We start from the raw sequence: 18,935 nt of genomic DNA, 5'->3' as shown, positions 1-18,935 counted from the left end.
GTTTGGCTCCGTCATGCCATCTCCGGCGCCCGGTTCCGCGCCATTTCCAAAACCTCGTCGAGGACGAGGAAAGCGAGTTGCGGCGCCCGCCCGACGGCGGGCGTCAAGACCACCCGGCGACCGTCGGAGACGTCGCTTTCGCCGGCCTTGACGAGGGACGGCAGATCGACCGCCTCGTGCCGGCCGCCCGAGATGAAGTAGGGCACGACGATCGTGTCCGGGGTGGACGACACCGTCCGCCAGTGCCGGGCCGTCGGCGTTTCGGAGAGGAACACGCAGTCGACCGCCCCCCATGACCCGTCGGCGCGCACCTGCTCCGCCAACCGGCGGGCGGCGCCGGCGGAAGTCGGGTCATGGCGGTGGCCGTGCCCCGCGATCAGGACCGTCGTGGCCCCGGGGACGAACCCGGCGGCTTCCGCGGCGGCGCCCGCCATGCCGGCGACGATCCCGGCTATCCCCGGATGCTGGCCGACCGGCGGGCACAGGGTCACCCGTTCCCGTCCGTCCGCCAGCCCGATCAGGCCCGGCAGAACGTCGCGGGTGATTCGCCCGTCACAGGCCAGCAGCGGCACGACGAAGATCCGGGGCGACGACAGGCGCGCCAGGATTTCCGCCGGACGCGGATCCTGCAAGGAGAAGCAGACCGCCACCTCGTCGAACAGGTCCCGGTGCGTCAACTCGGCCGCCAGGCGGTCGGCGATCTCGGCCCCGGCTCCGTCCGACGTGCCGTGGGCGAACAGCAGCAGCGCCCGGCCGTTACCCGGCCCGGCGCCGGGATCAGTGGCTGGTGCCCTCTGAAAAGCGTATCTTGTTCCAGACATTGTATTTCCCCGATGGCTTGCGCATGGGCAGGCGGGTGACTTCCTCGAAGGTCGCGGCGTCGAACACGATCAGCGCGCCGTCGTCCTCCCACAGGCTGACCAGCGCGTGCCGGCCGTCGCGGGTGAACTCGACGTGCGAGGCGGTCCGGCCGGGCGCCGGCGTCAGCGTCCGGACGATCTCCTGCGTCCTCTTGTCGATGATCTGGATCGTGTCCCGGCGCGGGCTGAGCGACGCGTCGGTCCAGGCATAAGGCGTGTTCTCGTGGCTGCGCATGAAGAAGCCGGGACCCAGCGTGTCGATCCGCTTGACCGTCTTCCAGGTCGCCGCGTCGATGATGCTGATCGCGGACTCCTTCAGGTGCGGCGTGGCGATCAGGGTCCGGTCTTCCGACCGCCAGGCGATGCCCGATCCCAGGTGCGGCATGCCGGGCAGCGGAACGGCGGCGATGGGGCGGCCGACATTCAGGTTGACCACCTGGGCGCCGGCGCCGTCGCGCGAGGCTCCCAGCAGGTTCGTGTAGGAGGGATCGAAGAAGAAATCGTCCAGCGTGTCGGCAAGCGCGATGCGGCGGGTGGCGAACAGGCCCTGCTGCACGCCGACCGCCTCCACCATGCCGGCCTCGTGGCTGTGGACGAAGCCGCCGAAGACCGGGCGCGACGTCTCCGAAGTGGAAATCTCCCAGATCTCGGGAATGTCCTTCAGGGCCACGATGAAGCTCTTGCGCGGCGGGGCGGTATAGACCGCGCTGACCCGCGAGGTCCTACCCTTGCCGTCGGCGACGGGGATCACCTTCAGCGGAGTCAGGTCGCGGGCGTCCAGCACCACCAGGTTGTGGGGCAGCATGTTGCCGGCCATGACGAAGCGCCCGTCCTCCGACACCGCGATGTTGCGGGTGTTCAGGCCGGCTCGCACCTCGGCGACGATCCGGAGGCTCCACATGTCGTACTGGGTGACCCAGCCGTCGCGCGACGCGAGATAGACGAACCGGCCGTCGGGCGAGTACTTGGCGCCGCCATGCAGCGCGAACCGGCTCTGGAACCGGGCCAGCGGGACGAAGCGGTCGCCGTCCAGGATGGTGACGTGATGGTCGCCGGCCTCGACCACGGTGAACAGGTTCATCGGATCGGCGTCGAACACCGGACGGTCGGGCAGGGTGGCCGGCGGATTGACGATGTCGTGGGTTGCCCGGACATCATCCAGTTCCCAGGACGGGACCGCCGGCAGGGGCTGCTGGATGAAGTCCGCCAGGGCCGCGATCTCCTCCGTGGAGAGCTGGTCGGCGAAGGCCGGCATCTGGGTCGCGGCGCGGCCCGCCGCGATCACGCCCACGGCGGCATCGCGCTTCATCCGGCCCAGCGCCTCCGGGATCAGGGCGGGGCCGAGCGCGCCCAGACGGTCGCCGCCATGGCAGGCGGCGCAGTGCCGGGTGTAGAGGGCGGCCGGATCGGCGGCCAGGACCGGGGGCGCGGCGAGCGCGAGGGCAAGGACCGCGGCGGCGATATCACGACGCATGTCGCATCTCCTGCGGTGGGTTCGGGGCGGGCGTGCCGATCTCGCCCCCGGTCAGGTAGCAGCCGGGATCCTCGCCCCAGACGTCGCCGGAGGTGCGAAGCGCGCGGGTCCGCGTGTTGCCGTTGCAGATCGCCAGATGGCCGCAGGTGCCGCACCGGCCGCCGACCGCGCGCGGCCGGCTCCGCAGGCCCGCCATGATCGGGTCTTCCCGGTCCGCTCCCGCCCAGATCTCGCTGAACGGGCGTTCCTTGACGTTGCCCAGCGTATGGGTCGCCCACATCGTGTCGGGATGGACGTTGCCCAGGCTGTCGATGTTGGCGACGCCGATCCCGGTCGCGTTGCCCCCCCAGCGTTCCAGCGCCGCGCGCACGTCCGCCGTCCGCCCGGGAAAGCGGCGGGACGCCCAATGCAGGAAATAGACGCCGTCGGCGTCGTTGTTGCCGGTGACGTATTCCCGCCTGGAGCCGGCTTCCGCATCCGCAAGCGCCCGTTCGAACAGCAGGTCCATGGCCCGCCGCGTGGTCTCGCGCATGGCGGCGCTGCCCCGGTTGGTGTTGCCCCGACCGGCGAAGTTCAGGTGCGACAGGTAGAACTTGTCGATCCCCTCGCGCGCCGTCAGATCCAGCAGGCCCGGCAGGTCCGCGGCATTGTCGCGGGTCAGGGTGAACCGGACGCCGACCTTCAGCCCGGCATCCCGGCACAGGCGGATTCCGCGCAGGGACGCCTCGAACGCGCCCTGCCGGCGGCGGAACCGGTCGTGGGTCGCCCCCAGCCCGTCCAGGCTGATGCCGACATAGTCGAACCCTGCGCCGGCGATCGGCCCGACCATGGCATCGTCGATCAGGGTGCCGTTGGTGGACAGCGCCAGGTGCATTCCCATCGGGCGGGCATGGGCCGCCAGCTCGAACAGGTCCGTCCGCAGCAGGGGCTCGCCGCCGGACAGGATCAGCGCCGGCACGCCGTAACCCTTCAGGTCGTCCAGAACCTCCAGTGCCTGGGCGGTCGTCAGCTCGCCGGGAAACTGGTGGTCGGCCGAGTGGGCGTAGCAATGCAGGCAGGTCAGGTTGCAGCGGCGCACCAGGTTCCAGATGACCACGGGACGGACGCCCCGGCCATCGGGAGCGGGAACCCGCTCCCGGACCGCGGCGTCGGATCGCAGCCGGGCGATGAACTGGCTGAGACGGAACATGCTTTCTTTTCTCCTCACGCCGACAGACGCAGGCCGCTCTTCTTAAGGATCCGGGTGCTGTAGAGCACCTGATGCCCCCGGCTCGCGGGGCCGAGCAGGGCCGCGATCGTCGCGACCTGGGCTTCGACCTCGTCCCGGCTGCGGCCATGGACCATGGCGAACAGGGTGTAGGGCCAGTCCGGCGGCGACGGCCGCCGGTGGTAGCAGTGGCTGACGAAGGGCAGCGCGCCGACCTGCGCCCCGGCATCGTCGATCCGGTCCTCGGGCACCTCCCACACGGTCATGCCGTTGTGGGTGTAGCCGAGCCGGTAATGGTTGGGCACGGCGGCGATCCGGCGGATCTGGCCGCCGTCGATCAGCCGGGCGAGCCGTTCGCGGACCTCCTCGCCGGAAATGCCGAGTCGCTCGCCGAGCACCGCGTAAGGGCGCCGCTCCAGCGGCAGGCCTTCCTGCGTTTCCAGGACCAGGCGGCGGTCCAGGTCGTCGAGACCGGCGGTTTGGCGAAGGCGGGTCATGCGGCGAACCTCAGGCCGACGAAGTATTCGGCCAGCTTGGGCATGGGATGGACGGTCAGGCCGGTGCGCCGCTCGATCTCCGCGATGGCGTCGGAGATACCCTCGGGCGTCTCGGTGGCCAGCACGAACCACATGTTGAAGGCGTGGTCGCGGGCGTAGTTGTGCGCCACCTGGGGCAGGGCGTTGACCTCGGCCGCGACCCGCTCGAAATCCTCCGGGGGCACCTTGAGGGCGGCCAGCAGCAGCGCGCCGCCCATGCGCTCGGCATGGAACAGGGGGCCGAAGCGGGTCAGCACGCCGGTTTCGCGCAGGCGCCGCACCCGTAGTATCACGTCGTCCTCGTCCAGGCCGAGTTCCGCTGCGATCGCCTGGAAAGGCCGGTCGTCCAGCGGAAATCCGTCCTGCAGGCGGTCGATCAGGCGGCGGTCGGTACCGTCCATGGAATCACGCCTCCCCAGCGGCGGCAGGGGCAGTGCCGTAGCACGCGGCGGTCTGCTTGAAACGCCGGGTGGTGTGCAGGATCGCCGACGCCTGGACCACCGAGTCAGCCAGGACGGTCATCACGCCGACCCGGTCCTCGACGAAGGCGCGTTGTCGGGCGTGGATCATGGTGAACAGGTTGTATCGCCAGTGCGGCAGGCGGCGGGGGCGGCGGTAGCACAGGCTTACCCAGGACAGGCCTGCGAACATGCGGCCGACCCCCTCCACGTCGGCGTCCGGGATATCCCAGACGACCATCGCGTTGCCGTCGAAGCCGAGCGCCGCGTGATCGACGACGACGCCGAAGCGGGAGATCAGCCCCCGTTCCATGAAGCGCTGGAGGCGGGCGATGACGGCCCCCTCGTCAAGCCCCAGTTCCGCGCCCAGCGCCGCGTACGGATGCTCGACCAACGGCAGGCCCCGGCGAAGGGCGCCGATCAGCCGGCGGTCGGTTTCGTTCAGTTCCATAGCCGAAATCCCAGGTCCACGTGAAAATCCCGTTCCAGCGGCAGATCGAGGGGCGTCAGCCCGGTGCTCCGGGCGATCTCCTCCAGCACCTCGCCGACGCGCCCGGCGTCCGGTGCGGTCACCACGAACCACAGGTTCAGGTGGTGTTCGCGCGCGTAGTTGTGGTTGACCTCGGCGTAGCCGCCGACGACGGCCGCGATCTCCTCCAGGCGGTCGGGCGGCACCGCCAGCGCCGCCAGGGTGCTGGCGCCGACCCGGTTGGGTCGGAAGACGGGGCCGATCCGGCGTATCGCGCCGGCGCCGGTCAGGCGGCGCAGCCGGTCGATGACCTCTGCCTCGTCCAGGCCGAGCCGGGCGCCGATATCGGCATAGGGGCGGGGTGTCAGGCCGAAATCGCGTTGGAATTCGTCGAGCAGCCGCTGATCCAGGGCATCCATGATACGCGTGTCCTAAAGGCCGATGCGGTGGGCGCGGGTGGTGAAGAAGATGCCGCTGGGCTTCTCGGCCGGCAGGGTCGACACGCGTTCGAAGGTGCGGGTGTCGTAGACCTGGACCTGATCGGCATCGCGGACCGACAGCCAGACCCGTTCGCCGCGCGGGGTGAATTCCAGGTGCAGCACGCCGGGGCCGGGGTCGAGCCGGTGGACCACCGCCTGCGACCGAACATCGATCACCTGGACGACGCCATTGTCCGGCAGCGCGAAATTCACCCAGACCTGCCGCCCGTCGGGGCGGGCCATGACGAACACTGGCTGCCCGTGCACGGGGATCCGGCCGACCTCGGTCCAGGTGGCGAGATCGACCACTAGCACCTCGTGCCGACCGACCGCGGGGATGAACGCGCGCCCGTCGGCGACCGCCCAGCCTTCCAGGTGCGGCATCTTGTAGACCGGCAGGGCGGCCTCGCCCCGGCCGTAGCCCTGCAGCACCCGGCGGACCCCGGCCTCCGGGTTCCACAGGTCGAGCATGGCGAGGCCGTCCTCGCCGAACAGGCCGGCGATGTAGTAGCGGCCGTCCGGCGTTACCAGCGCGTCGTAGGGCTGCCGCCCGATGCCGGCGAACCGGGTGATCCGGGGACTCGCCGGGTCGCCCAGGTCGGCGAGCCAGATCTCTCCCGAGTCGTAGAGGCTGAACGCGAACCGGTTGCCCGGCGCGTCCTCCAGGCCGACCACCTTGGAGCCCGTCGGGATGTCGGCGACCGGGGCGAGCGTCCCGGCATCGAAGACGCGCACGCCGCCCGGCTCGTAGTTGGCGACCGCGACCAGCCTGCCGTCCTCCGAGATCGCCCCGCCGATGCTGTTGCCGGCCTGGACGATCCGGCCGGCGATCGTCCCGGTCAGCAGATCGACCTTGGTCAGTCCGCCGTCGCGGCCGAAGACGTAGGCGTACCGTTCGTCCCGGGAAAAGACGATCGCGGCATGGCTGAGATCGCCCAGTCCTTCGACGCGGCCCAGCACGGTGTCGTGGCTGTGCTCGACCAGCGCCACGCGGCCCGATGCCCGCTCGACCACGACGCCGAGATCGCCGGTACCGCGGAGTTCGGGGACGCGCGGTTCGGGACCGGCGCAGGCGCCGAGCAGCAGCGCCGCCAGCGCGGAAACGGCCAGGCGCTTCATGGCGGGAATCCCTTCTTGAGTTCGACGGCGATCCAGCGGGCATCGTCGGCGTCGAGCAGACCGGCCCAGGGCGGCATCGGCGTGCCGGGAATGCCGTTCAGGATGATGTCGGCGAGGCTCTCGGCGGCAACGCCGTCGAGCGTCTGCGGCAGGAGCGGCGATCCGAGGCCGCCGTTCAGCGTCATGCCGTGGCACGATCCGCAATCCTGCCGGACGATGTGGCGAAGCATCTCCTGCCGGGCGGCGGCCGGCCGGTCGGCCAGCGCGGGCGCCGCCAGGAGCAGGGCCAGGGCGACGCAGGCGGCGGACAGCCTAGGCATCGGCCAGTTCCCGTTCGCCGAACCAGGCGAGTTCCGGGGCGAGGGCGACGACGCGGCCGATGATGATCAGGCAGGGCGGGGCCGGCGGCTGCCGGGCCAGGATCTCGGGCAGGGTGCCCAGGGTCGCGACGACGCTTCGCTGGGCATCGGTGGTTCCGCCGGAAACGGCGGCCGCGGGGGTCGCGGGATCGAGCCCGGCGGCGACAAGCTCGCGGCGGATCATCCCCAGGTTCGCGAGCGCCATGTAGAAGACCAGCGTCGTGTCGGGGTCGGCCATGCCGCGCCAGTCGTGGTCCGGCTCGCCGTCGTTCCGGCAATGCCCGGTCACGAAGCGCACGCCCGTGGCGAGGCCGCGATGGGTCAGCGGGATGCCGGCATAGGCGCCGCAGCCGGCCGCGGCGGTGACGCCGGGCACGACCTCGAACGGGACGCCGTGTGCGGCCAAGGTCAGGGCTTCCTCGCTTCCCCGCCCGAAGATGAAGGGATCGCCCCCTTTCAGCCTCACGACCCGCTTTCCCCCGCGGGCCAGATCGACCAGCAGCAGGTTGATGTCCTCCTGCGGAAGGCTGTGGTTGCGCGGCGCCTTGCCGACGAAGATCCGGCGGGCGGACGGCGGAATCATGTCGAGGATCTTCCGGGGGACCAGGCGATCATAGACGACGACCTCGGCCGCCTGGATCAGGCGCAGGGCCTTGACCGTGAGCAGGTCCGGGTCGCCGGGGCCGGCCCCCACGAGATGGACGCGAGGCATGGGCATGGTCGGAAATGTCCCCATCGGCTGGAAGAGGGCGGTGCTGGACGGATGGGGCGGGCGGATGCCCGCCCCCGTGGGGCCTGCCGGTCAGTACACGTCCATCTTGGTGTTGTACGCGTTGAACTTGCCGGTCGGGGTGATCAGGCGCTTGTCCTTGATCACGTGCTTCAGGGTGCGGGACTTGTCGTCCACGACCACGATGGCCGACTCCTGGTCCTTCGCGTTCCAGACCGAGAACCAGACCTCGTCGCCGGCCTTGTTGTACTCGCCCTGGACGATGCGGCGGGCACCCTCCTTGATGCCGGACCATTCGGCGATCGGCAGGACGGCGTAGCCTTTCCCCAGGTCCTTGATGTCGAACACGGCGACCGATCCGTGGATCTCCTCGTCCGGGTTCAGCGGCGTGTCGACCCAGAGATTGCTGGACTTGGGATGGGTCTTGATGAACAGCGATCCGCCGCCCTGGCCGCGGACGGTGTCCACGATCTTCCAGGCGTTCTCCGGGTGCTTCTCCGGATCGGTGCCGATGAACGAGATGGTTTCGTCGCCCAGGTGGCTGGTCGCCCAGACCGGCCCGAACTTGGGATGGACGAAGTTGGCGCCACGCCCGGGATGCGGCGTGAGCCCGCCGGTATCCACCAGGGCCGCGAGCCGGTCCAGCTTGGTATCGACCACGGCGACCTTGTGCCGGGCATTGGCGGCGACCAGGAAGTAGCGGCCGGTGCTGTCGAAGCCGCCGTCGTGCAGGAAACGCTCGGCCCCGATGGTGGTCACCTTGAGGTTCTGCACGTCCTCATAGTTGACCATCAGGATCTGGCCTGTTTCCTTGATGTTGACGACGAATTCCGGATTGAAGTGGCTGGCCACGATCGAGGCGACGCGCGGCTCCGGATGGTACTCCTGGGTGTCGACGGTCATGCCCCGGGTTGAGACGATCTTGACCGGTTCGAGCGTCGGCCCATCCATTATGACGTATTGCGGCGGCCAGTAGGAGCCGGCGATGGCCAACCTGTCTTCCCAGCCGTGGAACTTGGAGGTTTCGACCGACCTCGCCTCGATGCCGATCTTCAGTTCCGCGACCGTGGTCGGCTCCGGCATCCACAGGTCGATCAGGTCGATCTTGCCGTCGCGGCCGATCGCGTAGAGATAGCGCCCCGAGGCCGACATGCGGGAGATATGGACCGCGTATCCGGTCTTGATGATCTTGACGATCTGCTTGGAGGCGCCGTCGATCAGCGCGATCTCGCCGCTGTCGCGCAGCGTGACCGAGAACAGGTTGTCGAGGTCCAGGCCGTTCATCTGCTTGGTCGGGCGCTTGTCCACCGGCACGTGGAGCTTCCAGCTGTCACGCATCTCCGCCATGCCCCACTCCGGGGGCTGCGGCGGCTCGTTGAGCACGTAGCGCGCCATGATGTCGATCTGGCGTTCGGTCAGTTCGTTCGACGTGCCCCAGTTCGGCATGCCGGCCGCCGATCCGTAGGTGATGAAGTCGCGCAGGTATTCGTAACCCAGTTCGCGGGTCTTGTCGGTGGTCAGCGGCTTGCCGGTCGCTCCCTTGCGCAGCACGCCGTGGCAGCCCGCGCACCGTTCGAAATAGATCTGCTTGCCCTCCTCGAACTCGGCGGGCGACAGGGTGGGGACGGCTGCATTGGCGGCCGCTTCCTCGGCTCTGGCGGAGGAAACGGTGATGCCGACCAGGGCGGACGAGGCGAGCAATGCCATGCCCAGGGCCATACTGGATAATCCAAGCTTTTTCATCGGGTGTTTTCCCATGGACGAAGTCGCCGTATCAGCTATCACCCGCACGTCCGGGCGGACTTGACTTTGGTTATTTCGCAGTGCGCCGGTGAGAATCTTCCCGGTGCGCCGCCACCATGGCCCGCCGGGCGCGGAGCCATCTTGATCAGGATCAAGAGACTGGAAACCGCAGGGCATGTCGCAACTTTGACTCGCCCGTTCGTCCGGGAACTGCCGCTGCCGAAGCAGCGCGGGGCAATGCCCGAGCATGATATTTGTATGATCAGGTACGACAATAGTAATAACGCAAAAAAATTTACCGGTTATTTACAAACGGAACTTAACGCTGATGGAATTATTGTGGGATCGGGGCCAATCCTTGCCCTGCTCGCCCCGTTTGAAACAACGGACATCTCCCCATGCTTCGCTTCAGCCTTTCAATCAAGGCTACGATATACCTTGTCGTGATCATCCTTTCCTTGTTGTCCCTCATATCGGCGGGGCGTCAGTCCCTGGATGCGTGGCGTCTGCGCCAGCAGGCCGAAGACGCGCGGGCGGCGAACCCGATGGTTTCCGCCCTGCTGGACGCGGCAGGCGCCCTCGCGCTCGAACGCGGCCGGACCAACTCGGCACTGGCGGCTCCGGCACCGGCGGGAGCCGACGCCACGAGGGCCATCGCTGAACGGCGCCTGGCCGCGGACGAAGCCTTGGAACAGGCTCTGGCGGCCTTGGCGGTGCTGCCGGATTTCCGGCGGAAAGCCGACCTGGTCGCAGATGTGGACAGTAGCCGGCAGGCATTGTCGTCGGCCCGTCGCGAAGTCGATGCCGCCCTGGCGGTTCCGCTGGCCGCGCGCGATCCCGATCTTTCAAGGCGCTGGATCCCGACCGCCACGGACTTGATCGAGGCATCGCAGCGACTTCGCCTGGCCGCGGGCCAGGACGTCAACCGATCGGACGTGACGGCCGCGGAACTTCAGCAGATCCGGCATTTCGCATGGGTAATGAGCGAGTATGCCGGCCGGGAGCGAGCCGCCATCGGGGCTGCCATCGCCGCCGGCAGGCCGCTGACCGCCGACGAGACCCGGACGATCGCCTTCAACCGCGGCCGGATCGAATTCGCGTGGGACAGCCTCTCCGTGCCGGCGGCCCGCAGCGAGTCGCTGAAGGCGCCGCTGGCCTCTGTGGAAGCCGAATTCCTGATCCGCTTCCAGCAACTCCGGTCTGAAGTCCTGGCGGCTGGCCGGGACGGGAGCTATCGGGTTTCGGCGGAGAGCTGGATCGCGGCTTCCACGAAGGGAATCGACGCCATCCTGGCTTTACAGCAGGCGACCTCCGAGGTGCTCGAAAGCAGGCTGGCCGACAGTTCGAGCGGTTCTTTCTCCATGCTGCTCCTCAATGCCGCCATTCTCGCCGTGGCGGCACTGGTGTCCTGCGGCGCGATCCTTGTCGTCCGCCAGCGGTTCGCGCGCCCGATGGCGGGCATGACGGAGGTGATGCGCCGGCTGGCCGGCGGCGACCGGTCCGTCGTGATTCAAGGGCTGGACCGGCATGACGAGATCGGCACCATGGCCGGAGCCTTGGAGGTCTTCAAGCGGAACGCCGTCGAGGCCGACCGGCTCGCCGCGGCGCAGGCCGACGAGCAGGCCGCCAAGCAGCGGCGCGCAGCCACGATGGAGAGCCTGATCGACGAGTTCGGCGGCACCGTCGCCGGCATCCTGGAGGCGCTGGGCAGCGCCGCGGCGCAGCTCGACGCCACCGCGCAGGGCATGTCGGCGACCGCGGCAAGGACGGAAGGGCAGATCGCCGCCTCGGCCGCGGCGGCGGAGCAGACCTCGGTGAACGTCCAGACGGTCGCCTCCGCGGCCGAGGAGATGAGCTGCTCCATCTCGGAGATCGCGCGCCAGGTTTCGATGTCCACCGAAATCGCCGAGCGGGCCGTCGGCGATGCCGAGCGTACGGACGGCACCGTCCGCATGCTCGCGGACGCCGCCGCCCGGATCGGCACCGTGACCCAGCTCATCCAGGATATCGCGGGTCAGACCAACCTGCTGGCGCTCAACGCCACCATCGAAGCGGCCCGTGCGGGTGATGCCGGCAAGGGCTTCGCCGTCGTCGCCGCGGAGGTGAAGAGCCTTGCCAGCCAGACCGCGACGGCGACGGAGGAGATATCGACCCAGATCTCCGCAATGCAGAACGCCACGGAGGAGGCGGTGTCGGCGATCCGGACCGTGACGGCGACCATCGGGACGATCAACGGGGTCTGCGCGGCCATCTCGGCGGCGGTGGAGGAGCAGAACGCGACCACGTCCGAGATCAGCCGGAACGTCGGTCAGGCGGCCGTGGGTACCCGCCAGGTTTCCGGCAACCTCGGCGGGGTCACGCGGGCCGCCGCCGAAACCGGCAGCGCTGCCGCCCAAGTGCTCGCGGCGGCCGGGGTCCTCGGCAGCCAAGCCGGCGACCTGCGCCGCAACATCGAGCGCTTCCTCGCGGGCATCCGGGCCGCGTGACGGCCTGGCGGGGAGCCGGGCGCATCGGACCCGCCCGGCGACCGCCACTTAACCGGAGTCAAGGCCGCCGGGCCATGTTGCCTTCAGGGTGCCCGCCTTTCCACGACGGAGACACCCGCAACCCATGTCCATACATACCTCCTCACGGTCGGCATCGGGTTCGCTCGACCCCGCCCTGGAGCCGGCAGGAACCGCCGATGCGTCGGCTGCGCTCGCCCGCGCCGCCCTGATCGCCAGCGGACCCCTCCCGCACTGGCTGGTCCAGGCAGCATTCGACCGGCTGATCGCCGTCCTCGGGCGGCGTCATCCAGAGGCGTTCCGGCGGCTTTGCGAACTGACGCCCGCGGAGCTGCTGATCGATCCGGTGGATCTTCCGCAGGCATTCCTCCTCCGTGTCGGGCCGCGCCCCCGGCTCGGGCTGACCGGGCGCGGCGCACCGGCGCAGGCGGTGATCCGCGGCCGGTTCCAACTGCTGCTGGACCTGCTTCAGGGCCACACCGACGGGGACGCCCTGTTCTTCGGCCGCCGACTCGCGGTCGAGGGCGATACCGCGCTGGTGCTCGCCGTGCGCAACACCCTGGACGGTGCGGAGATCGACCTGATGGAGGATCTTCTCGCGCTTTCCGGCCATCTGGCGCCGATCCTGCGCCCGGGAGCGATGCTGGCGCGGCGCGCGGTGCCGCTGATCGAGGACCTGTTGCGTGCCGGCCTGCGCGTGGGACGGGGCTGACATGGCGGGGTTCGAACTGATCTGCCCGGCCGGCACGCCCGGCGCCCTGCGGGCCGCTGTCGAGGCGGGCGCCGACGCGGTCTATCTCGGGTTCCGCGACGAGACGAACGCCCGCAATTTCCCCGGTCTGAACTTCAGCCGGGACGAGGCGCGCGACGCCGTCCGCATGGCTCACGCGCGCGGCGTCAAGGTGTTCGTCGCGATCAACACCTATCCCCGGGCCGGCGCCCCGGGACCCTGGCGGCAGGCGGTGGACGACGCGGCCCGAATCGGCGCCGACGCCGTGATCCTCGCCGACATCGGGCTGCTCGACTATGCGGCGCGGCAGCATTCCGGCCTGCGGCTGCACCTCTCGGTCCAGGCATCGGCTGCCAACGCCGACGCCATCGGGTTGTATCAGCGCGAATTCGGGATCCGGCGCGTGGTGCTTCCCAGGGTCCTCACCGTGCCGGAGATCAAGCGGTTGAACGGCGCGCTGGGCGTGGAAACCGAGGTCTTCGTGTTCGGCGGCATGTGCCCGATGGCGGAGGGGCGCTGCTCGCTGTCGTCCTATGCCACGGGCGAGAGCCCGAACCTCAACGGTGTCTGTTCGCCGGCGTCGAGCGTCCGCTACGAAACCCGCGGCGCGGAGATGGTGTCGCGCCTCGGACCCTTCACGATCAACCGGTTCGCGGCGGACGAGCAGGCCGGCTATCCCACCCTGTGCAAGGGGCGGTTCCGCGCGGCCGGCTCCACCTCGTACCTGTTCGAGGAGCCCACCAGCCTCAACGCGCTGGCGCTGCTTCCCGACCTGCGCGATGCCGGCGTGCTCGGGCTCAAGATCGAAGGCCGGCAGCGCGGCCGCGCCTACATTGCGCAAGTGGTGGCGAGCCACCGCGCGGCGCTGGACGCGTTCGAGCGGGGACGCGCCGCGACTCCGGCGGCCTCGCTCGCCGCCTTGACAGAGGGGGGGAGCGCCACGACCGGCGCCTATGACAAGAGGTGGAGATGATTTTGGAACCCAAACTCACCCTCGGGCCGGTTCTGTTCAACTGGCCGGCCGAAACCTGGCGGGACTTCCATTTCCGCATCGCCGACGAGGCGGATGTCGACACGGTGATACTGGGCGAGGTGGTCTGCGGCAAGCAGACCGGTTTCGTCGCGGACCACCTGCCCGCCGTGATCGACCGGCTGGCCGCCGCGGGAAAGGAGATTCTGCTGGCCACGCAGGCGCTGATCGCCGACGAGCGGGACCGCCGGGCCACCGCCGATCTGGTCGCCGGCGCCCCGGTGATGGTCGAGGCGAACGATATGGGCGCCGTCGCGCTGCTGGCCGGGCGCCCCCATGCGGTCGGACCGCTGGTCAATGTTTACAACGAGGCCACCCTGGCCTGGTTGGTCCGGCGCGGCGCCCGTCGGGTTTGCCTGGCCCCCGAGCTGTCGGCGACGGCGGTCCGGGCGCTGGGTGAAGCCGCGGCCGAATTTGGCGTGGCGCTCGAGGTGCAGGCGTTCGGGCGATCGCCTCTGGCCATCTCGGCGCGCTGCTACCATGCCCGAGCCCATGGGTTGCACAAGGACGGCTGCCAGTTCGTCTGCGGCAGGGACGCCGACGGCATGGAGGTCCGCACCTTGGACGGCGAGAAGTTCCTGGCGGTCAACGGCACCCAGACGCTGTCCCACGGCTATGTGGCGCTGGTCGCCGAGCTGGACGGACTCGGGCGCGCCGGAGTCGGCCGGTTCCGGCTATCGCCGCATTCGGTGGACATGGTGCGGGTCGCGGATCTGTTCCGCGCCGTGCTCGCGGGTCGCTCCGATCCGGGCGCCGTCACCGCCGAGCTTGCCGGCATGGTGGCCCCTGCGGCGCTGGAGAACGGCTTCCACCACGCGAAGCCGGGCTTCACCCTGTCCTGACCGACGCCGGATTCGTCGCGGCGGTTCCGGCGTCACGGCCCCCGCACAGGTCTCGGAGCGCTGCCACCTCCGCGATCCTGATCTCCATTCCCGCCGTGTCGACCCCATGCGAGCGCAGGCGCGCGAGGACGCGGGAGAAGCTTTCCGGCTCGATTCCCAGGCGGCTCGCCACCAGGTTCTTGCGGAAGGGCAGGCTGACGACCGCCGGTCCGGTGTCCGCCGGTGTCAGCGACAGCAGGAACCCGCCGACCCGCTGCACCGGCGTCTTCAGCTTGAGGGCCGCCTTCTCCCGCATCAGCCGGCGATGCCAGAGCGACAGGTTGGACAGCATGGTGAAGGCGACCCCGCGGTCCTGCCGGAGCTTGCGCAGGAATGGTGCAGCGGGGATGCGGGCGAGGGTGGCCTCCTCCAGCACCTCCGCCGATAGCGGGAAGCTGCCGCTGGCGAACATGGCGGCTTCCGCGAAGGAGGAGACAGGCTCGAACACCTCCACCACGCTGTCCTCTCCCCCCTCGTTGAGGGCGAACAGCTTCACCTTGCCTTCCAGCACGACATAGAAGCAGTCGGCTTCGTCGCCGGCGGCGAACAGGACGGTCCGCGCCGGCATCCTGGCCACGGTGCTGCCCGACAGCAGGTCAGTCAGGACATGCGCATCGAGCCGCTGGAAGAGCGGCAGGGCGGCCACGCCAGCGGGATCCAGGGATCGACCGGTCCATCTGGTATGGCGCGTCCGGCGGCCATCGGATCGGGCGGCGCAGGCGGGGCGTGGGACGGTGCATCCGACGGGGCAACAGGCCATGGCGGTGGTCTCCGGTGGCGGGGCGGGAAAGCAGGGGTCAGTGGAACGAGTCGGACTTGCAGAAGTCGCGCAGCCTCTCGGGGTCGGACAGGATCACCCGTGACCTGCCGTCGCTGCGGACGCCGAGCCGCCTCAGCTTGCCGAAGGCGCGCGACAGGCTTTCGGGCTTCATCCCCAGCTTCCGGGCGAGCATCTGCTTGGAAAGCGGCAGCGTGACCGTGACCGGCCCGGCCCCGGCCGGAGGGCCGCCCTGGTCGGTCAGTTCCAGCAGGAAGGCGCCCAGGCGCTCCGCCGTGGATGCCATCTTGAGCGCGGTGATCTCCTGGACGATGCCGCGCAGCCGGGCTGACATGCCGACCAGCATCCCGAGAACCAGATCGAACCGCTGCTCAAGCACCCTGACCAGGCGGCGGCTGTCGATCGAGAAGGCGACGGCGTCGGTCACCGCCCGGGCCACCGTATCGTAGCAGGCGGAAACGGCGAGCGACTCCTCCCCGGCGCAGTCTCCCGGGGCCAGCATGTCCAGCGGGATCATGGCCCCCCCGTCGTCGGGCATCTCCAGCCCGACCGTGCCCTCGACCACCAGGAACAGGCGGCTGGCCGGATCGCCGCGCGCATAAAGGACGGTGCCGACGGGAAAGGTATCGACCGTCCCGAGGGAGGCCAGGGCGGCGTGCTCGGCGACCCCCAGGCCGGAGAGCAGCGGGTTTTGCCGAAAGGCGGCAAGCAAGGGTGAATCGCTCATGGGCGGACGGTAAGGCCCGGCAAATGCGCACCGCTTGACCTCGGTCAAGGAATCTCCGACCGGCGCGGTCAAGTTTGTGGTCACGCCATTCGCCGCCGCACCCCGACGTTTCCCGGACAGAACCCCGGGACCGGCTCCGGAACGCGGCGGCAAACCCGAGGAGACTTCCCATGACACACGTCGGACGCGGCAAGCCATGAGCGAGCGCCTGACCAAGGCCGCGGCACGCAACATCTTCTACGGCGGCTCGGCCTTCTTTTTCCTGGTCTTCGTCGGACTGACGGCGATGAGCCACGGCTACATCCTCGATACCGGGACCGATGCCGAAACCCTGACCGACGGCGTCGCCCGCGGCAAGGCGGTGTGGGAGAAGAACTCCTGCATCAACTGCCACACCATCCTGGGCGAGGGCGCCTATTTCGCGCCCGAGCTGGGCAACGTCATGCATCGCTGGGAGGTCCAGGGCGACCCGGAGGCCGCCTTCGACACCCTGAAGGCCTGGATGGAGGCCCAGCCGACCGGCATCGAGGGCCGGCGCCAGATGCCGCAGTTCCACCTGACCGACCAGGAGATCCGGGATCTCTCCGACTTCCTGCGCTGGACCGGCACGATCAATACCCAGGGCTGGCCGCCCAACAAGGCAGGCTGAGGAGAGCTCCCGCCATGAGATACCAATCCCAGAAGGTCGCCCACGTCTATTTCGCCGGCGCCCTGCTTCTCTTCGTCGTGCAGGTCCTGGTCGGGACGCTGGGCGGGCTGGTCTATGTCCTGCCCAATACCCTGTCGGAGCTGCTGCCCTTCAACATCATCCGCATGATCCACACCAACGCGCTGATCGTCTGGCTGCTGATGGGCTTCTTCGGCGCCGGCTACTACCTGGTGCCGGAGGAGGCCGAGACGGAGCTGTTCAGCCCGGCGCTGGCCTATGTCCAGTTCGGCCTGTTCATGTTCGGCGCGCTGGCCGCGGTGGGCAGCTACCTGTTCGGCATCCACGAGGGGCGGGAGTTCCTGGAACAGCCGCTGTGGATCAAGATGGCCATCGTCGTGGTCGCCCTGATCTACCTGTTCAACCTGTCCATGACCGTGCTCAGGGGCCGGCGCACCGCCGTCACCAACGTGCTGATGCTGGGCCTGTGGGGCATCGCGGTCTTCTTCCTGTTCGCCTTCTACAATCCCAGCAACCTGGCGCTGGACAAGATGTACTGGTGGTACATCGTCCATCTCTGGGTCGAGGGGGTGTGGGAACTGGTGATGGCCTCGGTCCTGGCCTTCATGATGATCAAGCTGACCGGCGTCGACCGCGAGGTGGTCGAGAAGTGGCTTTACGCCATCGTCGGCCTGGCGCTGTTCAGCGGCCTGCTGGGCACCGGCCACCACTATTACTGGATCGGCACGCCGGGCTACTGGCAGTGGATCGGCAGCCTGTTCTCGACGCTGGAGGTGGCGCCCTTCTTCGCCATGGTCGTGTTCGCCTTCGCCATGGTGTGGAAGGGCGGGCGCGACCACCCGAACCGGGCGGCGCTGCTGTGGGCGCTGGGCTGCGCCGTCATGGCGTTCTTCGGCGCCGGCGTCTGGGGCTTCCTGCACACCCTGGCGCCGATCAACTACTACACCCACGGCACCCAGGTGACCGCGGCCCACGGCCATCTCGCCTTCTTCGGCGCCTACGTGATGCTGAACCTGGCGATCATGTCTTACGCCATGCCTTACCTGCGCAACCGCCAGCCCTATCACCAGGTGCTCAACGTGTGGAGCTTCTGGCTGATGACCTCGGCCATGGCCTTCATGACCTTCTCGCTGACCTTCGCCGGCGTCGTGCAGGTCCATCTGCAGCGCGTGCTCGGCATGGGCTACATGGAGGTCCAGGACCAGCTCGCCCTGTTCTACTGGATGCGCCTCGGCTCCGGCGTGGTGGTTCTGATCGCGGCGCTGATGTTCGTCTACTCGATGTTCGGCCCGGTCCGCCGGGAGAGCCCGGCCGGACGGCCGCGCTCCCTGCAACCCGCCGAATGACCCCGAGGCCGCCCCAGGAGTTGCGACCATGCCCGACAGCCTGTCCGCCGACATCGTGGCCGACATCCCATACTACGAGGCCACCGGCGACGAGTGCGAGCTTTTCGCCCATGCCCATGCCCACAACCTGCCCCTTCTCCTGAAGGGGCCGACCGGGTGCGGCAAGACGCGGTTCGTGGCCCATATGGCGGCCCGCCTGGGCCGCCCGCTCCACACCGTCTCCTGCCACGACGACCTGACCGCCGCCGACCTGACGGGCCGCTACCTGCTGAAGGGCGGCGACACGGTGTGGGTCGACGGCCCGCTGACCCGGGCCGTCCGCGAGGGTGCCATCTGCTACTTGGACGAGGTGGTCGAGGCGCGCAAGGACGTCACCGTGGTGCTGCATCCCCTGACCGACGATCGCCGCGTCCTGCCGCTGGAGCGTACCGGCGAGACCCTCCAGGCGCCGCCCGGCTTCATGCTGGTGGTCTCGTACAATCCGGGCTACCAGAACATCCTGAAGAGCCTGAAGCCGAGCACCCGGCAGCGTTTCCTCGCGGTGGAGTTCGACTTTCCCCCGCCGGAGCGCGAGGCGGAGATCGTGTCGCGGGAGAGCGGCTTGGCGGTCGATCGCTGCCGGCCGCTGGTCCGCCTCGCCGGGGCGCTGCGCGAGCTCAAGGGGCAGGACCTGGAGGAGGGCGTCTCGACCCGCCTGCTGGTCTATTGCGCCACCCTGATATCGTCGGGCATGCGCCTGGAGCGCGCGGTCCTGGCGGCGCTGATCGAGCCGCTGACCGACGATCCCGATATCCGCAGGGCGCTGCTGCGGGTCGTCGACATCACGCTCGGCTGAGGG

21 protein-coding genes are annotated in these 18,935 nt (G+C 69.2%); 8 read left to right on the top strand and 13 right to left on the bottom strand.

The features are described from left to right. Positions 1-11: 11 nt before the first annotated feature. The 11 genes from JL101_RS13165 to JL101_RS13115 form a co-directional block, all read right to left on the bottom strand. Complete coding sequence (locus tag JL101_RS13165; protein WP_203095487.1) at positions 12-821, bottom strand: CbiX/SirB N-terminal domain-containing protein; 810 nt, start codon at positions 819-821, stop codon at positions 12-14. Continuing rightward, on the bottom strand, positions 778-2,334 hold the full coding sequence (locus JL101_RS13160) for a cytochrome D1 domain-containing protein (protein WP_203095486.1): 1,557 nt from the start codon (positions 2,332-2,334) through the stop codon (positions 778-780). Before JL101_RS13160 ends, JL101_RS13165 begins: the two co-directional genes overlap by 44 nt. Continuing rightward, positions 2,324-3,523 (bottom strand): heme d1 biosynthesis radical SAM protein NirJ, encoded by a 1,200-nt coding sequence (nirJ, locus tag JL101_RS13155; protein WP_203095485.1) that lies wholly within the window; start codon positions 3,521-3,523, stop codon positions 2,324-2,326. The genes JL101_RS13160 and nirJ overlap by 11 nt, the downstream gene beginning before the upstream one ends. 14 nt (positions 3,524-3,537) lie before the next feature. Further along, positions 3,538-4,038, bottom strand: coding sequence for a siroheme decarboxylase subunit beta (ahbB, locus tag JL101_RS13150; protein ID WP_203095484.1), 501 nt, complete (start codon positions 4,036-4,038; stop codon positions 3,538-3,540). After that, positions 4,035-4,478: an Lrp/AsnC family transcriptional regulator gene (locus JL101_RS13145; protein WP_203095483.1), complete on the bottom strand. Its 444-nt coding sequence runs from the start codon at positions 4,476-4,478 to the stop codon at positions 4,035-4,037. Before JL101_RS13145 ends, ahbB (JL101_RS13150) begins: the two co-directional genes overlap by 4 nt. 4 nt (positions 4,479-4,482) lie before the next feature. Further along, on the bottom strand, positions 4,483-4,986 hold the full coding sequence (gene ahbB / locus JL101_RS13140; RefSeq protein WP_203095482.1) for a siroheme decarboxylase subunit beta: 504 nt from the start codon (positions 4,984-4,986) through the stop codon (positions 4,483-4,485). Further along, a complete protein-coding gene (locus tag JL101_RS13135; RefSeq protein ID WP_203095481.1) occupies positions 4,977-5,423 on the bottom strand; it encodes an AsnC family transcriptional regulator in 447 nt (148 codons plus the stop codon). The genes ahbB (JL101_RS13140) and JL101_RS13135 overlap by 10 nt, the downstream gene beginning before the upstream one ends. Positions 5,424-5,435: 12 nt before the next feature. Next, entirely contained in the window at positions 5,436-6,602 is a 1,167-nt protein-coding gene (locus tag JL101_RS13130; protein ID WP_323374730.1) for a cytochrome D1 domain-containing protein, read from the bottom strand. After that, entirely contained in the window at positions 6,599-6,922 is a 324-nt protein-coding gene (locus tag JL101_RS13125; protein WP_203095480.1) for a c-type cytochrome, read from the bottom strand. Before JL101_RS13125 ends, JL101_RS13130 begins: the two co-directional genes overlap by 4 nt. Next, positions 6,915-7,679, bottom strand: coding sequence for a uroporphyrinogen-III C-methyltransferase (cobA, locus tag JL101_RS13120; protein WP_228435434.1), 765 nt, complete (start codon positions 7,677-7,679; stop codon positions 6,915-6,917). Before cobA ends, JL101_RS13125 begins: the two co-directional genes overlap by 8 nt. An 84-nt stretch (positions 7,680-7,763) precedes the next feature. Further along, complete coding sequence (locus JL101_RS13115) at positions 7,764-9,410, bottom strand: nitrite reductase (RefSeq protein ID WP_203095478.1); 1,647 nt, start codon at positions 9,408-9,410, stop codon at positions 7,764-7,766. Between the two features lie 165 nt (positions 9,411-9,575). On the opposite strand from JL101_RS13115, the gene JL101_RS13110 reads away from it, so the two are divergent. From JL101_RS13110 to ubiV, 5 genes are all read left to right on the top strand, one after another. Continuing rightward, the gene (locus JL101_RS13110; protein ID WP_203095477.1) at positions 9,576-9,881 is read left to right on the top strand and encodes a hypothetical protein; all 306 of its coding nucleotides are present in this window, start codon (positions 9,576-9,578) and stop codon (positions 9,879-9,881) included. Then, positions 9,878-11,920, top strand: coding sequence for a methyl-accepting chemotaxis protein (locus JL101_RS13105; RefSeq protein WP_203095476.1), 2,043 nt, complete (start codon positions 9,878-9,880; stop codon positions 11,918-11,920). Before JL101_RS13110 ends, JL101_RS13105 begins: the two co-directional genes overlap by 4 nt. Positions 11,921-12,044: 124 nt before the next feature. Further along, positions 12,045-12,650, top strand: coding sequence for a ubiquinone anaerobic biosynthesis accessory factor UbiT (ubiT, locus tag JL101_RS13100; RefSeq protein ID WP_203095475.1), 606 nt, complete (start codon positions 12,045-12,047; stop codon positions 12,648-12,650). Position 12,651: 1 nt separating this feature from the next. Next, a complete protein-coding gene (gene ubiU / locus JL101_RS13095; protein WP_203095474.1) occupies positions 12,652-13,641 on the top strand; it encodes a ubiquinone anaerobic biosynthesis protein UbiU in 990 nt (329 codons plus the stop codon). Next, positions 13,638-14,540 (top strand): ubiquinone anaerobic biosynthesis protein UbiV, encoded by a 903-nt coding sequence (gene ubiV, locus JL101_RS13090; protein WP_407697427.1) that lies wholly within the window; start codon positions 13,638-13,640, stop codon positions 14,538-14,540. The genes ubiU and ubiV overlap by 4 nt, the downstream gene beginning before the upstream one ends. Here the strand turns inward: ubiV and JL101_RS13085 are convergent. Together JL101_RS13085 and JL101_RS13080 are read right to left on the bottom strand one after the other, a co-directional pair. Continuing rightward, positions 14,527-15,225 (bottom strand): cyclic nucleotide-binding domain-containing protein, encoded by a 699-nt coding sequence (locus JL101_RS13085; protein WP_203095472.1) that lies wholly within the window; start codon positions 15,223-15,225, stop codon positions 14,527-14,529. The genes ubiV and JL101_RS13085 overlap by 14 nt on opposite strands. A gap of 151 nt (positions 15,226-15,376) precedes the next feature. Continuing rightward, positions 15,377-16,069 (bottom strand): Crp/Fnr family transcriptional regulator, encoded by a 693-nt coding sequence (locus JL101_RS13080; protein WP_203095471.1) that lies wholly within the window; start codon positions 16,067-16,069, stop codon positions 15,377-15,379. Positions 16,070-16,280: 211 nt separating this feature from the next. On the opposite strand from JL101_RS13080, the gene JL101_RS13075 reads away from it, so the two are divergent. Genes JL101_RS13075 through JL101_RS13065 form a run of 3 tightly spaced genes read left to right on the top strand, consistent with a single transcriptional unit; the run spans position 16,281 to position 18,932 of the window. After that, positions 16,281-16,733: a c-type cytochrome gene (locus tag JL101_RS13075; protein ID WP_203095470.1), complete on the top strand. Its 453-nt coding sequence runs from the start codon at positions 16,281-16,283 to the stop codon at positions 16,731-16,733. Positions 16,734-16,747: 14 nt separating this feature from the next. Then, positions 16,748-18,097 (top strand): cbb3-type cytochrome c oxidase subunit I, encoded by a 1,350-nt coding sequence (locus JL101_RS13070; RefSeq protein ID WP_203095469.1) that lies wholly within the window; start codon positions 16,748-16,750, stop codon positions 18,095-18,097. Positions 18,098-18,125: 28 nt separating this feature from the next. Beyond that, positions 18,126-18,932 (top strand): CbbQ/NirQ/NorQ/GpvN family protein, encoded by an 807-nt coding sequence (locus JL101_RS13065; RefSeq protein WP_203095468.1) that lies wholly within the window; start codon positions 18,126-18,128, stop codon positions 18,930-18,932. The last annotated feature ends 3 nt before the right edge of the window (positions 18,933-18,935 follow it).

The organism is Skermanella rosea, from assembly GCF_016806835.2.
In the GTDB taxonomy this organism is placed as follows: Bacteria; Pseudomonadota; Alphaproteobacteria; order Azospirillales; family Azospirillaceae; genus Skermanella; species Skermanella rosea.
This window is presented reverse-complemented; position numbering and strand designations above follow the sequence as displayed.